At 74.7% G+C, this 15,666-nt stretch carries 12 protein-coding genes and 2 pseudogenes; 12 read left to right on the forward strand and 2 right to left on the reverse strand.

The features are described 5' to 3' along the window. Positions 1-113 precede the first annotated feature (113 nt). The 6 genes from QQK45_RS12020 to QQK45_RS12045 all read left to right on the forward strand — a co-directional run bounded on the left by QQK45_RS12020 (position 114) and on the right by QQK45_RS12045 (position 6,084). Positions 114-1,232 (forward strand): FAD-binding oxidoreductase, encoded by a 1,119-nt coding sequence (locus QQK45_RS12020; protein ID WP_284293456.1) that lies wholly within the window; start codon positions 114-116, stop codon positions 1,230-1,232. Further along, positions 1,187-1,492 (forward strand): BBE domain-containing protein, encoded by a 306-nt coding sequence (locus QQK45_RS12025; protein WP_284293457.1) that lies wholly within the window; start codon positions 1,187-1,189, stop codon positions 1,490-1,492. Before QQK45_RS12020 ends, QQK45_RS12025 begins: the two co-directional genes overlap by 46 nt. 106 nt (positions 1,493-1,598) lie before the next feature. Beyond that, positions 1,599-1,991 (forward strand): cold-shock protein, encoded by a 393-nt coding sequence (locus QQK45_RS12030; protein WP_284293458.1) that lies wholly within the window; start codon positions 1,599-1,601, stop codon positions 1,989-1,991. Positions 1,992-2,072: 81 nt separating this feature from the next. Beyond that, on the forward strand, positions 2,073-2,882 hold the full coding sequence (locus QQK45_RS12035; RefSeq protein WP_284293459.1) for a DUF3027 domain-containing protein: 810 nt from the start codon (positions 2,073-2,075) through the stop codon (positions 2,880-2,882). Then, positions 2,879-3,085, forward strand: coding sequence for a hypothetical protein (locus tag QQK45_RS12040; RefSeq protein ID WP_284293460.1), 207 nt, complete (start codon positions 2,879-2,881; stop codon positions 3,083-3,085). The genes QQK45_RS12035 and QQK45_RS12040 overlap by 4 nt, the downstream gene beginning before the upstream one ends. Positions 3,086-3,174: 89 nt before the next feature. Continuing rightward, entirely contained in the window at positions 3,175-6,084 is a 2,910-nt protein-coding gene (locus QQK45_RS12045; RefSeq protein WP_284293461.1) for an ATP-binding protein, read from the forward strand. Between the two features lie 59 nt (positions 6,085-6,143). Here QQK45_RS12045 and QQK45_RS12050 read toward each other — a convergent pair whose 3' ends face one another. Together QQK45_RS12050 and QQK45_RS12055 are read right to left on the reverse strand one after the other, a co-directional pair. Next, on the reverse strand, positions 6,144-8,675 hold the full coding sequence (locus QQK45_RS12050) for a choice-of-anchor D domain-containing protein (RefSeq protein ID WP_284293462.1): 2,532 nt from the start codon (positions 8,673-8,675) through the stop codon (positions 6,144-6,146). A gap of 175 nt (positions 8,676-8,850) precedes the next feature. Continuing rightward, positions 8,851-9,105, reverse strand: coding sequence for a DUF2530 domain-containing protein (locus QQK45_RS12055; RefSeq protein ID WP_284293463.1), 255 nt, complete (start codon positions 9,103-9,105; stop codon positions 8,851-8,853). Between the two features lie 264 nt (positions 9,106-9,369). On the opposite strand from QQK45_RS12055, the gene QQK45_RS12060 reads away from it, so the two are divergent. The 6 genes and pseudogenes from QQK45_RS12060 (at position 9,370) to QQK45_RS12085 (ending at position 15,634) form a co-directional block, all read left to right on the forward strand. Further along, a complete protein-coding gene (locus tag QQK45_RS12060) occupies positions 9,370-10,887 on the forward strand; it encodes a sugar transferase (RefSeq protein ID WP_284293464.1) in 1,518 nt (505 codons plus the stop codon). A gap of 72 nt (positions 10,888-10,959) precedes the next feature. Further along, on the forward strand, positions 10,960-12,408 hold the full coding sequence (locus tag QQK45_RS12065) for an NCS2 family permease (RefSeq protein ID WP_284293465.1): 1,449 nt from the start codon (positions 10,960-10,962) through the stop codon (positions 12,406-12,408). A 13-nt stretch (positions 12,409-12,421) separates the two neighbouring features. Continuing rightward, positions 12,422-12,817 (forward strand): annotated as a pseudogene (locus tag QQK45_RS12070) (type I phosphomannose isomerase catalytic subunit); the annotation flags it as partial. 266 nt (positions 12,818-13,083) lie between these two features. After that, positions 13,084-13,641: a hypothetical protein gene (locus QQK45_RS12075; protein WP_284293466.1), complete on the forward strand. Its 558-nt coding sequence runs from the start codon at positions 13,084-13,086 to the stop codon at positions 13,639-13,641. A gap of 165 nt (positions 13,642-13,806) precedes the next feature. Next, on the forward strand, positions 13,807-14,277 hold the full coding sequence (locus QQK45_RS12080; RefSeq protein ID WP_284293467.1) for a MarR family winged helix-turn-helix transcriptional regulator: 471 nt from the start codon (positions 13,807-13,809) through the stop codon (positions 14,275-14,277). Then, positions 14,274-15,634: pseudogene (locus QQK45_RS12085) on the forward strand (MFS transporter). The gene QQK45_RS12080 and the pseudogene QQK45_RS12085 overlap by 4 nt, the downstream one beginning before the upstream one ends. Positions 15,635-15,666: the final 32 nt, after the last annotated feature.

Below are 15,666 nucleotides of genomic sequence, written 5' to 3' on the forward strand. Positions count from 1 at the left end.
CTTGGACGCCATATCTTCAGACGTCTAACCTCTTGATATCGAATCATTCGATCTCTAACGTGTTTCCGGAGGGGCCCGCGCGGGTCCCGGTCGCGACACGAGAGGCAGGGACGATGACACCGATCGACGAGGTGAGGAAGAGGCTCGGCGAGGAACGGGACGGGCTCGTCGTGACGCCCCGCGACGCCGGGTTCGACGACGTGGCGCGGGTGGTCTTCGCGGGCGACGGCGCCGCTCCGGCGCTCGTGGCCCGGCCCTGCGACGTGGGGGAGGTCTCCGCCGTCGTGCGGGCTGCCGCGGCCACGGGCGTCCCGTTCGCCGTCCGGGGCGGCGGCCACGGCTACGCGCGCTACGGCACGGTGGCCGGCGGACTCGTGCTCGACCTGCGCCTCCTCGGCGGCGTGCGGATCGACCCGGTGCGCCGCGTCGGGACCGCGTCGGCGGGCACGACGGCGGGGGACTACACCGGCGCGGCCGCGGTGCACGGCCTCGCGACCGGGTTCGGCGACACGCTCGGCGTCGGGGTCCCGGGCCTCGCGCTCGGCGGCGGCATCGGCTACCTCAGCCGCCGGGACGGCCTCACGCTGGACAACGTGCTGGGGGCCGAGGTCGTCCTCGCGGACGGCACCGTCGTCCGGGCCTCCGACGACGAGAACCCCGAGCTGTTCTGGGCTCTCCGTGGTGGCGGCGGGAACTTCGGCGTCGTCACCCGCCTCCACCTCCGGCTCACGCCGACGACGGTCGTGACGGGCGGGCTGCTGGCGTTCGCCCCCGATCCGCGGACCGTCGGCGCGCTCCTCGCGGCGGCCGCCGCGGCGCCCGACGAGCTGTCGCTCATGGTCAACGTCATGAAGGCGCCGCCGGCCCGTTCCTGCCCGCCGAACGCCACGGCACGCCGATCGTCGTCGCGCTGGTCTGCTACGCAGGCCCGCTCGAGGAGGCGGACGCCGTCCTCGCGCCGGTGCGCGCGTCCGGCACGGTGCTGGTCGATCTCGTCCGTCCGCAGCCGTACCCCGACCTGTTCGGGCTCGCGCCGAACCAGGCCGGCACGTGGCCCGCGCAGCGCACCGGCTTCGTCGAGTCCGTCCCCGAGGACGAGGCCGCCGCGGTGGTCGACGCCGTCCGGACCGCGCCGACGCCCGTCGCCGTCGTCAACCTGCGGCCGATGGGCGGCGCGATCGCCCGCGTGCCGGGCGACGCGACCGCGTTCGCGCACCGCGACCAGGCGGTGATGGCGACGGTCGGGGCCCTGAGCCCCGAAGGCAGCGGCGCCGACGCGGGTCGCGACTGGGTCGCCCGGACGGCGGGTGCGCTGCGCCTCGGAGGCGCGGCGTACGTGAACTTCGTCGCGGAACCGGGCGCCGGTGACCCCTACCCGCCCGACACGCTCCGCCGGCTGCGGGCCGTCAAGCGTCAGGTCGACCCCGCCAACCTGTTCCGCTCGAACCTCAACGTCGTCCCGGCCGACGAACCCGTACCTGCCCGGGCCTGAGCGCGGACGCGCCACCCGCGCCGACGGGCAACTCCGTGGCCCGGGAGCGCCTGCGCCCGGTACGCTGGATCGCTGAGCATTCCCGACGACATCGCAGAGGTTCTACGTGCCCACCGGCAAGGTCAAGTGGTTCGACACCACGAAAGGCTTCGGCTTCATCGCGTCCGACGAGGGCGGCGAGGTCTTCGTGCACGCCAACGAGCTGCCCGACGCCGCGAACGTGAAGCCCGGCGCCAAGGTCGAGTTCAGCGTCGCCGACGGTCGCCGCGGGCCGCAGGCCATGGGCGTACGGCTCCTCGAGCCCGCGCCCTCGGTCGAGCGCGCGCAGCGCATCCAGAAGCGCAAGCCCGCCGACGACATGGCCGTGATCGTCGAGGACCTCATCAAGCTGCTCGACGGCGTCGGCAACGCCCTGCGCCGCGGCCGCTACCCCGAGAAGGACGCGGCGACGAAGGTCGCGACCGTGCTCCGGGCCGTCGCGGACGACCTCGAGGCCTGACATGGCGCCGACGACCCGCTCCACCACGACCCGCGCCCCCGCACGGCGCGGACGACCCGCGCGGCGCGCGGCCACGACGCCGTGCTCGAGGGCGCCGTCGAGCTGGCTCGCACGGCTGCCGAGCAGGACGCGGAGTCGGCGTCGGACGTCGGCGAGCACCTCGGGGTCAGCATCGACGCCGACCGGTTCGCGACCCACCGGTTCGCGTGCACGATGCGCGGCTACGCGGGCTGGCACTGGTCGGTCAGCGTGTCCCGGATCCCGCGCAGCCGCACGGCCACGGTCTGCGAGGTCGCCCTCCTGCCCGGCGACGGCGCGCTCCTGCCCCCGGCGTGGCTGCCCTGGTCGGAGCGGCTGCGCCCGGGCGACGTCGGAACCGGCGACGTGCTGCCCTTCCTCGCCGACGACCCGCGCCTGGTCGCCGGGTACACGCCCACGGGCGACGAGGAGGAGGACCGCGTCGCCATCGACGAGCTCGCCCTCGCACGGGTGCGGATCCTCGGCCCGCAGGGCCGGGACGAGGCCGCCGAGCGCTGGTACCGCGGCACGCGCGGCCCGACGGCGCCCGGGGCGGTCGCGGCCGATGCCGAGTGCGCCTCCTGTGGTTTCCTCGTGCCGCTGCAGGGCTCGCTCGGCCAGCTCTTCGGGGTCTGCGCCAACGCCTGGTCGCCCGACGACGGCAAGGTCGTGAGCCTCGACCACGGCTGCGGCGCGCACTCCGAGACCGACGTCCCGCAGCACGCGAGCGACTGGCCCGCGCCGGACCCGCTGATCGACGAGCTCCGCATCGAGGTCGAGCGCGCCCCCGAGGAGCCTGCCTCCGAGGAGCCGGCCGCCGCGGCGTCCGCACTCGAGGCGCCGTCGTCCGAGGAGACCACGCCCGCGCCGTGAGCGACGCCCCCGCCGACCGGTTCGGCACCGCGGCCCTGCGGGACGCTGCCGTCCGGGCCTGGCGGTCCTCGCCGACGCGCCTGCGTGAGGACGCGAACCTCGAGGAGGACCACGCCCGCGGCTGGTACCGCGACCGCGTGGTCGTCGAGCTCGCGCAGAACGCCGCCGACGCGGCGGCTGCGGGGACGCTCCGGGAGAGCTGACGCTCCGGCTCGTCGAGCTCGCCGGCGAAGGCGCACCCGCCGGGTACCTCGTCGCGGAGAACACGGGCGCGCCCCTGACCGCCGACGGCGTGGCGTCCCTCGCGTCGCTGCGCGCCTCCACCAAGGCAGGGCCGGGCGGCGCTCCGGGCGGTGCGGTCGTCGGACGGTTCGGGGTCGGCTTCGCGGCCGTCCGGTCCGTGGCCGACGAGGTCGCCGTCGTCACGCGCGCCGGCGACGGCGCCGCGGACGGCGTCGCGTTCTCCCTCGTCCGCACGCGCGGCCTCCTCGCCGAGCACGGGCTCGCGGACCGCCTGCCCGACCGCGGCGACGCGCTCCCCGTCCTGCGCCTGCCGTTCCCGCTCCCCGCCGACGACGTCGCCCGCCTCGCCGCGCAGGTGGGCTCCGGCGCGCTGCCGTCGCCCGGCCGGGCGACCGCCGTCGTCCTGGCCCTGCGCGACGACGACGCCGTCGCCGCGGTCCGCCACCAGCTCGACGACCTCGACGACGCGCTCCTGCTCGCGCTCGGCGCGCTCGACGTGGTGCGGGTCGACGCGGGCGGCGAGGTCCGTGCGCTCGGACGGGACGCGTTCTCGCCCGAGCGGGGGTGGCGGGTCGCCACGGCCCACGGCGCCGTGCCGGTCGCGCTGCTCGCCGACCGTCCGGTGGAGGAGCGGGACCGCACGGGCTGGAGCGTGACGTGGGCGCTGCCCGTGGCGGAGTCCGCCGGCACCGCCCGCCCGGCGGGGTCGGGCGTCGTGCACGCCCCCACGCCCACCGCGGACCGCACCACGCTGCCCGGTGTGCTCGTCGCGACGCTGCCGCTCGACGCGACCCGCCGGCACGCGGTCGAGGGGCCGCTCGCCGAGCACGTCGCCCGGGAGGCGGGCGAGCTGTTCGCGCGCACCGTCGCCGAGATCGCGCGCGAGCACCCCGACGGCGCGCTCGCGCTCGTTCCCCGGGGCGTCCCCGCGGGATGGGCCGACGCGGTCGTGCAGGGCGCCGCGGTCGCTGCCCTCCGTGACGCGCCCCTGTTCGACGGGACGCCCGCGCGCGAGGCCGTCGCGATCGAGGGCCCCGTCGGGGTGGACGCGTCGGTCGTCGACGCGCTCCGCCCCGCCCTGCACGGGCTCACGACCCTGCCGCCGTCCGCGCGCGGCGCCGCGCGGCTGCTCGGCGTGTCCGTGCGGCCGCTCGCGGACGTCGTCGAGGACCTCGCGCCGGGCCTGCCGCCGGGCGGCTGGGGCCGCGTGCTCGCGGCCCTCGCCCCCTACGCGTCCGACCCGGACGTGCGCGAGGCGCTCGCGTCCCTCCCGGTCCCCGTCGTCCCGCCCGCGGACGCCCCGGGCCGGCCGGTCGCCGCGGCCGTCACGGTGCGAGGTGCCCGCGGCGTCGTCGCGGGCGACGCCCCCGACGACGTCCTCGACGCGTTCCGCGTCTGGAGCGTGCCCGTGGCTCATCCCGACGCCGCGCATCCCGTGCTCCACGAGCTCGGCGCACTCGCGCCCGACGACCCGGCGGTGCTCGAGCTCCCGGCGGTCCGGGCGGCGCTGCTGCGCGCCGCCGAGGAACCGGAGGCGCCCGACAACGAGCCCGACGACGCGGCCCGGGTGCTCGCGGTCGTCGCCGCGATCCGGCGGGCCCACCCGTCGGTGGTGCTCCCGCGCGCAGCGGGCGCCGTCCTCCTGCCCGCCCTCGACGGCGAGACCGGGGAGCCCGTCGCCCCGCAGGCCGCCGCCGACCTCGCCGTCCCCGGGACCTGGGCCGCCGACGTGCTCGACCTCGACCTCCTCGACGTCGACGCGCTCCCGCCCGGCGCCGACCCCGTCGCCCTCCTCGACGCCGCGAAGGCTCTCGGCGCGCACGACGACCTCGACGTCGTGACGCTGCGCGACGTCGTCCTGCCGGGACCGGGCGAGGACGCCACCCTGCCGGACGACCTCGACGACCTCCTCGGCGACGACGTGCTCGACCACCTCGAGGCGCTCGCGGACCGGGTGGGCGGCGGCACGCTCGTGGACGAGCTCGACGTCGTCGTGCCGCTCGACGCCGTGCCCGACGACGCGACCGCCGAGGTCGTCCTGCACGTGCTGGCCGAGCCCCGCTTGCGCGCCGCGCTCCTCGCCCGGCCGCTCGGCGAGGCGTCGCACCTGTCCGGGTGGGTGCGCGCGAGGCTCGGCGCGCCGTTCACGGTCCCGGCCGGTGGGCGAGGGCCGCACGTGCCGTTCGTGCCCGGCCTCGACGAGACCGCGCCCGACGCCGCCGGCCTGGCCGACGTGCTCGCCGACCCGCGGGTCGCTGAGGCGCTGGGGGCGGTGCGGAGCCTCGACGCGCTCGACGACGACGCGCTGGGCGAGGTCCTCGACCGCGTCGCCGACCGGGATGCGGGTGACGACGTGCCTCTCGCGGACGCCGCGGCCCTGTGGCGGGCGCTGCGTGCCGCCGCCGGTCGCGGGGCGGTCTGGGACCCGCCGCCCGACCGGGTGCTCGCGCTCGTGCTCGACGACGACGGCCGGCCCCGTGCGCGCGTCGTCGACGCCGCGGACGCCCGGGTCGCGTCCGGGCCGCACGCCGCGGTGCTCGGGTCCGTGGTGCCGGCGGCGCCGGGCGAGGTCGACGCCGTCGCGGACGCGCTCGACCTCGACGTGCAGGCCGACGACGTCCCACCCGACGCCGACGGTGACGCCGCGCCCGCCGACGGTGACGCTGGGCGCTGGCGGTTGCCCGCTGCCGTCGTCGCACTCGTGCCCGACGTGACGATCGACGCCGTCCGGCACCGCCGCCTCGTCGTGGCTGGCCACTCGGTCCCGTGGTGGGTCACGCTACGGGCGAGCGGACCGGGGGAGGCGGGGGACGCCGTCGTGCACGCGACGACGACCGACGGGCTCGCTCGCGGGCTCGCGCTCGCCGCGGGGGACTGGTCGCTGCGCCACGCGCTCGCGGCGGCGCTCGCGGACCCGTCCGCCGCCGACGCCCTCGTCGTGGAGACCGCCTGGGACTGACGCACCGCGCCGACGGTGACGCTCGGCCCTCGGGCCGGCGTCACCGTCGGTGGGACGCGTCAGTGCGCGTAGACCTCGATCTCCGAGAGCTGCGACGCGGGCGGCCAGCCCGTGTTCCCGCTCAGGGTGAAGGTCAGCGTCCGCAGGTCGGTCGCGGGGAACGTGATCGTGACCGAGTTGTCGTCGACGTCCGGGTCGAGCGTGTAGTCCGTAGCGGCGACGAGCGGAGCGCCGTCGGCCTCGATCCCGATGTTCTGCGTGCGGGCGCCCCACCCTGGGGGCAGGCGGAGCACGATGCGGTCGACGGAGAACGCCTCGCCGAGGTCGAGCGTGACGGTCTGCGGGTAGTCGGCGCCGTCGAGGCTCTCGAAGTACGTGGCGGGGTTGCCGTCCACGGCGTTCGCGGGCCCGAAGCCGCTGGCTTGCGAGCTCGAGGTGATGCTCCGGCCGAGCGCGAGGTTGCCATCGGGGTCGAACCCGACGCCGGTCAGCATGACGACGTACGGCCCGGCCGGTGAGGTCGAGTCGATCGTGACGAGGCCCGAGTAGTTCGCGGACGCCGTCGGGCTGAACGTGAGGGTGAGCGTGCACGACGCACCGGCCCGGATCGTCGTGCAGCCCCGGGCGACCGTGAACCCGGCGGGCGGCAGCACCCGCTCGACCGTCACCGCGCGCGGCCCGGGATTGTGGATCGTGAGCGTCCGGGTCGTGCTGGTGCCGAGTTCCTGGAAGCCGAAGTCGATCCCGTCGGCCTCCTTCAGCTCGAGCTGCCCGAGCGCGGGCAGGGTGCGCGTCGTGCCGAGCCAGCTCACGCGCGACAGCCCCTGCCGGGTGAGCGCGAAGCCGCTGCGATCGTCGAGCACGCCGTACGTCCGCCCGCTCGTGGCGCCCCCGAGGCGGGTGGCGACGACGTCGCGGAACGTCCCGGACCCGGCGGCCTCGAGCTGGAGCGCGAACGTGCCGGCGCGGTCGATCCGCACGTCCGACACGGTGAGCCCCGTGACCGAGGACCCGTGCACCTGAATCGCCTCGTCCGAGGAGTCGAGGATCGACAGCCCGTCGGCGACCACCCGGCCGGTGATGGGGGCGTCGGCCGCCCAGAGCCAGAACGCGCCGACCTGCACGGGCTCGTCGGGGTTGAGCGAGCCGGTGCGCAGCAGCACGTCGTCGCTGACCGTCGTGGTGCCCGACAGCGGGACGGCCCCGAACCGGTTGCCGACGTGCACTCCGCCCCCGTGCGACACGGTGTCCGCGGCGACGGAGCGGGTCACGGCGTTGTCGTGGCCGCCGTAGATCGCGTAGGCGTTCGCGAGGATCGGCAGCGCGACCGTGTCGCGCGTGAACGCGTCGTCGTGGTCGGCGTCGCGGTCCGACCACATGGCCATCCCGTCGTCACCGGTGTTCCGCACGAACGTGTCCGACACGGTGGTGCGCGCGACGCCGTCGTGCAGGTTGATCCCGTCCGCCCAGGTGTCCTGGATCCGCAGCCGGGAGAGCGTGAGCCCGTCCGACGGGCCGTCGAGCCAGGCGCCGACCTTCGTGTGCTCGATCCACAGGTCCGTGATCGTCGAGCCGCCCCCGATCACACCGCCGAGCCCGGAGTCCGTCGTCTGGTCGTTGCGCACGATCGTCGTGCCCTCGATGGCGAAGCCCGACAGGTGCACGTCCGCCGAGCCGGGCGCGCCCTTGCCGAACACGCCGACCTTGTCGCCGGTGAGCACCGTGTACCAGGGGCCCGCGCCCACGACGGTGACGTCGTCGACCACGAGCTGCCGGTTCACCTGGTACGTGCCCGCGGGCACGTACAGCGTCTTCCCCGCCGACGACGCCGCGTCGAGGGCCGCCTGCAGCGCCTCGCCCGAGTCCGTGGTCCCGGTGGGGTCCGCGCCGAACGTCGTGGCGTCGACGGAGCCGCGGGGCGCGGCCGTGCGCGTCGCGACCTCGAAGTCCGCGAGGTCGAGCACCGTCCCGTCGGCGCGGGCGGTGAACCGGATGGTCGTCCCGGCGGGCACGGTCTTCCCGAGGAGCGTCCGCGCGTCGTCGAAGAAGTGGTGCGCGCCGCCGTCGGCCGGGTCGTTGGTGAAGGGGTAGTTCCCGTACGCCCAGGAGTAGCGGGACGTGAGCGCGAGCGAGGGGAGCGCGGTGGCGCGGCCGCGGGGGTCGACCGCGTTCACCGCGAGCGTCGTGTCGGTCCCGTCGGGCACGGAGTACCGGACGTCGACGGCGTTCGTGAGCTTCGCGAGGACCACGTCGAGGTGCTGCCCGGCGCGCAGGCGCACGGCCTCGCGCCCGGAGGCCTCGGACGCGAGCTGCGTGTACGCCCGGGTGGGCGCGAGCCGCGTGCCGTTCGTGGCGGCGTCCTCGGCCTCGTACTCGGTGAACGGGACGCGGGCACCCACGTCGCCGGTAGCGCCGAGCCGCTGCGACGTGCCGAGGGAGGAGAGCGCCGTGCCGGGGACGCTCGTCGGGGTGGGGCGCGGAGCGTGGCTCCCCTGCGCGGACGCGGGTGCGACGCCGGCCGCCAGGGCGGCGACGGTCGCGACCGCGGCGAGGGCGGCGGGCAGGACGGAGCGGGGTCGGTCGGGTCTCATCGGAGCGTTCCTTCGCGGATGCCAGGGGGCGCGCGGTCGTCCTCGCCGACGGTGGCGAGGCACGGGCCCCGGGGGATGCGCGAATGACCAGCCGCTCCGCGGGTCATGCAGGCGCCGTCACGCTAGCGCGCGGGGTCGCCCTGGACAAGGGCAACGCCCGACGACGACCGCGCGATCAGCCGTGGTAGCGCGTGCGGTTGCGGTGCTCCCACCACAGCCCGACGCCTCCCAGGGCGAGGCCGGCGCACGCGATCGCCACGAACCGGCCGCCCGTCACGGTGCTCGTCGCCTCGAGCACGACCGCGACGACGAGCGCGACCGTCCAGGCCGCGATACCGAGCCAGATCGGCTGCCGGAGGTCGACCCGCTCGGCGGGGACCTCGGCCCGGCGACGGTCGGGGTGGAGGACGACGTCCTTCAGCGAGGGCACGCCTCGAGCGTAGTCCAGCGGGGAGGGCATGGCCGTCGCGAGTCGCGCCAGGGCGTAACTTGGACACTCGTCCAGTTCATCCGGGTGAAAGAGTCGTATGACGTCGTTGGCACGTATCGCGCGGGCGGTATCCTCGCTCACGTCTTCTCAGGTCCTTCTCTCGGTCCGACGGGCCGCCCGCAACGCGGGTGCCGCGGGCCCGAAGGCGGTCACGGCTCCCGTCGCGGGGCCGCAGCAACGACTCGCGCGAGCGGAAGGAACAACGTGGCGGGCATCGTCGCCGACCGCTTCCGGGGCACCCCGCCCCGGGCCGCCGAGGCGCGCCGTCGGGCCCGCGTCCGGGCCGCCCGCGCCGACGTCGACCGGTCGCGGTGGTACGCCTCCTTCCGCCGTCGCCTGCTCCTCACCGACGCCGCCGCGATCCTGCTGTCCGTCGTCGTCGGCTACGTCGTGCACTGGCGCGGCATCGTCGCCGGCCGCCCGGACGCCGGTGTCACCTGGCACGACCCGGTGCGGGCGGCCCTGATCGCCCTGTGCTGGTTCGGCTTCCTCGCCTACACGAAGTCGCGCGACATCAAGGTGCTGGGCGTCGGCTCCACGGAGTACCAGCGCGTCTTCGGCGCGACCTGGCGCGTGTTCGCCGCGCTCGCGATCGTCGCGTTCATCGCACGCGAGTACGGCGCCCGCGGCTACATCGCCGTCGCCGCGCCCCTCGGACTCGTCACGCTCCTCCTCGGGCGGTACGGCTGGCGGCAGTGGCTGCACGCGCGTCGTGACGAGGGGCTGTGCGTCTCGACCGTCCTCGCGATCGGGCACCGGTCGAACGTGGAGGACCTCGTCTCCGACCTCAACAACCGGCGCGACTCGGGCTACCGCGTCGTCGGCGCGTGCGTCCCCGTGGCCGAGCTCGCCGACGGGCCCGACGTCCAGGGCGTCCCGGTCCTCGGCGACGTCTTCGGTGCGGCGGAGATCGCGGGTGCCATCGGCGTCGACACCGTCGCCGTGACGGGCTCGGGCGCGCTCACCAAGGACGTCGTCCGCCGGCTGGGGTGGGAGCTCGAGCCGTCCGGCGTCGACCTCATGCTCACCGCGGCGCTCGCGGACGTCGCCGGCCCCCGCATCGCCATCACCCCCGCGGAGAACGCGGCCCTCGTGCACGTCGAGGCGCCCCGGTTCACGGGCGGCCGGTACTGGCTCAAGGCGCTCACCGACTGGTTCGGCGCGTTCGTGCTCGCGCTCCTGCTGAGCCCCGTCCTGCTCGCCGTCGCGATCGCCGTGAAGTCGACGAGCCGGGGGAAGGTGCTCTTCTCCCAGCAGCGTGTGGGACGCAACGGGACGCTCTTCCCGATGTACAAGTTCCGGTCGATGCGCGAGGGCGCCGAGGACGAGGTCGACGCGCTCGCCGACCTCAACGAGGGTGCCGGGCCGCTCTTCAAGATCCGCGACGACCCGCGCGTCACCCGGGTCGGGCACGCCCTGCGCCGGTACTCGATCGACGAGCTCCCCCAGCTCTTCAACGTGCTCCGCGGCGACATGAGCCTCGTCGGCCCGCGGCCCCCGCTGCCCGGCGAGGTCTCCGCCTACGAGAACGACGTGCGCCGCCGGCTGCTCGTCAAGCCCGGCATGACGGGGCTCTGGCAGACCAGCGGTCGGTCCGAGCTGTCGTGGGAGCAGAGCGTGCGCCTCGACGTCTACTACGTCGAGAACTGGACCCTGTTCGGCGACCTCGTGATCCTCGCGCGCACCGCCAAGGCGGTCCTGCGCGGCGACGGGGCGTTCTGACCTCCTGACCCGGGTCCCGCCCGTCGTGCCCGACGGCGCAGCACCGGTCCCGGAATCTGGCACGATGCTCCCATGACGTCCGCCGCCCCCACCGCGCAGCGCTCCGCCGTCGACCGGTTCTTCAAGATCAGCGAGCGAGGCTCGACGGTCGGCACCGAGATCCGGGGTGGCCTCGTCACCTTCTTCTCGATGTGCTACATCATCGCGCTGAACCCCCTGATCCTCGGCGGGAAGGACGGCACCGGCGCGCTCCTCGGCGGGGCCGAGGGCCGCGCGACGATCGCCGCGACCACGGCCCTCGTCGCGGGTGCGATGTCGATCCTCATGGGCGCGGTCGCGAACTTCCCGCTCTCGATCGCCACGGGCCTCGGCCTCAACGCGGTCGTCGCGTTCTCCATCGCGGCGCAGCCCGGGATGACGTGGGCCGACGCGATGGGCCTCGTGGTCCTCGAGGGCATCGTCATGCTCGTCCTCGTGCTCACCGGGTTCCGGACGGCGATGTTCCGGGCGGTCCCGCGCGAGCTCAAGGTCGCGATCAGCGTCGGCATCGGCCTGTTCATCGCGCTCCTGGGCTTCTTCGACTCCGGCTTCGTCCGGCCGGGCAACGGCACCCCGCTCCAGCTCGGGATCCAGGGGTCGCTGGCCGGCTGGCCGCTGCTGGTGTTCGTCGTCGGGCTGCTGCTCACGCTCGTCCTCATGGTCCGCAAGGTGCGCGGCGCGATCCTCATCTCGATCATCGCGATGACGGTCGCCGCGGCGATCCTCCAGGCCGCGTTCGCGATCGGCGCGCAGAGCGACAAGAACCCGCGCGGCTGGTCGCTGGACGTGCCCGAGTGGCCCCACAAGGTCGTCGACCTTCCGGACTTCTCGATCGTCGGCCACTTCTCGCTCACCGGCGGGTTCCGCGAGCTCGGCATCCTCACCGTCGTCCTGCTGGTGTTCTCGCTCGTCCTCGCGGACTTCTTCGACACGATGGGGACCATGGTCGCCGTCGGGTCCGAGGCCAAGCTCCTCGACGCCCAGGGTGACCCGATCGGCACCAAGAAGATCCTGATCGTCGACTCCGTCGCCGCGGTCGCGGGCGGTGTCGGGTCGGTGTCGTCGAACACCGCGTACGTCGAGTCGACCACGGGTGTCGGTGACGGCGCCCGCACGGGCCTCGCGAGCATCACGACCGGCGTCGCGTTCCTGCTCGCCACGTTCCTCTCGCCGCTCGTCGCGATGGTGCCCTACGAGGCCGCGACCCCTGCGCTCGTCGTCGTCGGCTTCCTCATGATGACCCAGGTCTCCGGCATCGACTGGAAGCACTGGGAGGTCGCGATCCCCGCGTTCCTCACGATCGTCCTCATGCCGTTCACGTACTCGATCACCACGGGCATGGGCGCCGGGTTCGTCGCCTACGTGGTCCTGCAGATCGCGGTCGGCAAGGCGCGCAAGGTCCACCCGCTTATGTGGATCGCGGGCGCCGCGTTCGTCGTGTACTTCGCGCTCGGCCCGATCCGGGAGCTGCTGAACGCCTGAGGCGGGCGCGACGATGCACGGCTTCTACACCCTCCAGAACACCGTCCAGCCGTACGACTGGGGCTCGACGCACATCATCCAGCAGCTCCTCGGCCTGGACGTCGACGGCGCGCCCGCCGCCGAGCTCTGGTTGGGGGCGCACCCCGTGGCCCCGTCGCGCACCCTGCACGACGGCACCGCGACCAGCCTCGTCGACCTCGTGCGCGACGACCCCGTCGCGACCCTCGGGCGCCGCGTCCAGGACACGTACGGGCCCCGGTTGCCGTACCTCCTCAAGGTGCTCGCCGCCGAGCGTGCGCTGTCCCTGCAGGTCCACCCGCGGCCCCACCTCGCCCGCGCCGGGTACAACCGGGAGAACGCTGCCGGCGTGCCCCTCGGCGCGGCCGAGCGCTCGTTCCGCGACGACCAGCACAAGCCCGAGATGATCGTCGCGCTCACCCCGTTCGAGGGGCTCGCCGGCTTCCGGCGCCCCCGCCAGGCGTTCGGGCTGCTCGACGGCCTCGACGGGGTGCTCGTCGGCCGCATGCGCGACGCCCTCGGCCACGGGCGCAGCGCCGACGCCGTGCGCCGGGCGTTCGAGCTCGCCGTCCACGCCCGCACGTCCGACGACGTCGCAGCCGACCTCCAGCGCACGCTCGCCTCCGTGCGGGCTCGCTCTGGGGACGGGGGCCCGCCGTGCGCGGTCGCGCCGACGCCGTCGCCCTCCGCCTCGGCGAGCAGTACCCCGGCGACCCCGGCGTCCTCGCGTCCTACCTGCTCAACGTCTTCGCGCTCGAGCCCGGGGAGGCCGTCTTCCTCGCGCCCGGACAGGTGCACGCCTACGTCAGCGGTGCGGGCGTGGAGATCATGGCGTCCTCCGACAACGTGCTCCGTGCCGGGCTCACCCACAAGCGCGTCGACGTCGACGCGCTCCTCGAGTGCTCCGACTTCCTTCCCGCGCCACCCCCACGGCCCGTCACGTCGCTCCTCGCGCGTGGGCTCACCACCTACCGCGTGCCCATCCGCGAGTTCGGGCTCGTCGTCGGCGACGTGCTGCCCGTCGACGGGGAGCTCGCGCTCCCCGGTGAGGGCCCGCGCATCGTGCTGGCGCTCGGCGGGGTGCTGCGGCTGCGTGCCGACGCGGCAGGGGAGACGTGCACGCTCGCGGCCGGGGAGTCGGTGTTCGTGCCCGACGCCGCCGGTGCGCTGAGCGTGAGCGGCGAGGGCCGCGTCACGGTCGCCTACGTCCCCTGACGGCTCCTGCGCCGTCGCCACCCTTCGCCGAAATAGTACGGCCGCCGTACTGCTTCGGCGAGCATGTGAGTGTCCACCCTCCCTTCCCCGCAGGGCACCACCTTCGATGCGCGGCGCCGTCGGAACGATTTGATTAGCAAGGGTAATGAGCGTAGGGTAACGAGCGTGCCCGAACCTGAACCCGATGCCTCGACCGCCACGACGGCGACGACGCAGACCCTCCCCGAGAGCCCCGCAGCCGAGCTGCGCGTGGCTCTTTTTCGCGTGACCCGGCGGCTCAAGCAGCAGCGCGCGACCGCCGACATCACCGAGGGTCAGCACGCCGTCCTCACCACCCTCTGCAAGCACGGCGCGATGACGCCGGGCGCGCTCGCCGACCACGAGCGCGTCAAGCCGCCGTCGATGACGCGCACCGTGAACGCGCTCGTCGAGCGCGGGTTCGTCCGCAAGAGCGGCAACCCCGACGACGGCCGTCAGGTCGTCGTCGAGCTCACCGAGGAGGGCAACCGCGAGATCGTCGAGACGCGCCGCCGCCGTGACGCGTGGCTCGCCGTCCAGCTCGACGAGCTCACGCCCGCGCAGCGCGAGACGCTCCACCAGGCCGCCGAGATCCTCCTGGAGGTGGCCGCTCGGTGAGCACCTTCTCCTCGCTGCGCTACTTCAACTACCGGCTGTGGTTCTCGGGCGCGCTCGTCGCCAACGTGGGCACGTGGATGCAGCGCGTCGCCCAGGACTGGCTGGTCCTCACGGTCCTCTCGCACAACTCGAGCTTCGCCGTCGGCGTCGTGACCGCCCTGCAGTTCCTGCCGTTCCTGCTGTTCGCGCCCCTGGGCGGCCTGCTGGCCGACCGGTTCGACCGTCGCCGGCTCCTCGCCTTCACCCAGGCGTCGCAGGGCCTGCTGGCGTTCGGCCTGGGCGCGCTCGTGCTGACGGGCACGGTCGAGCTGTGGCACGTGTACGCGTTCGCGTTCGCGCTCGGCGTCGTCGCCACGATCGACGCGCCGGTCCGCCAGACGTTCGTCGCGCAGCTCGTCCCCGCCGACAAGCTGTCCAACGCCGTGGGTCTCAACAGCGCGTCGTTCAACGCGGCGCGCCTGATCGGTCCCGGCGTCGGCGGCCTGCTCATCGCGGCGGTCGGGCCCGGCTGGGTGTTCATCATCAACGGCGTCTCGTTCGCCGCGACGATCTTCGCGCTCACCCAGATGCGCAGCCGTGAGCTGCGGCCCATGCCGGTGGCGAAGCGCCGCAAGGGGCAGGTCCGCGAGGGCTTCCGGTACGTGCGGAAGCGCACGGACATCGTGGTGATCATGATCGTCGTCGGCGTGGTGTCGATGTTCGGGCTGAACTTCCAGCTCACCTCGGCGACGATGGCGCGCACCGTCTTCGACAAGGGTGCGGGGAGTACGGCATCCTCGGCTCGATCCTCGCGATCGGGTCGCTCGCGGGCGCGCTCCTCGCGGCCCGGCGCGAGCGGCCGCGCGTGCGGCTCGTGGTGGGCGCGGCGTTCGGGTTCGGGCTGGCGACGGCGGCCCTCGCCCTCGCGCCGACGTACGCGAGCTTCGCGGTGCTCTGCATCCCGGTGGGGCTCGCGAGCCTCACGATGATGACGGCGGCCAACGCCACCATCCAGATGTCGACCGAGCCCGAGATGCGCGGCCGCGTCATGTCGCTCTACATGATGGTGTTCCAGGGTGCGACGCCCATCGGGTCGCCGATCGTCGGCTGGATCGGCGAGCAGTTCGGGGCGCGCTGGTCGATCGGCATCGGCTCCGTCACGGCGCTGCTCGTGTCCGTCGGGGCGGGCATCTGGGTGCTGCGCCACTGGCACGTGCAGGTCCGTTACCGGGTCGCGACGCGGCCGCACCTGGTGGTGCGCTACCTCGACGCCGACGACGGCGCTGCGGTCCCCGTTCCCGCCGTCCGGGCGGCACGGGCCGAGGCCGAGCGGGAGCTCGACGAGCAGGACACGCAGGCGCGGACCACCGCCGCCTGACCCTGACCCGCCACCCGGCGTCGGAGGCGTGG

This window comes from Luteimicrobium album, assembly GCF_030161555.1.
GTDB classification, from domain to species: Bacteria; Actinomycetota; Actinomycetes; order Actinomycetales; family Cellulomonadaceae; genus Luteimicrobium; species Luteimicrobium album.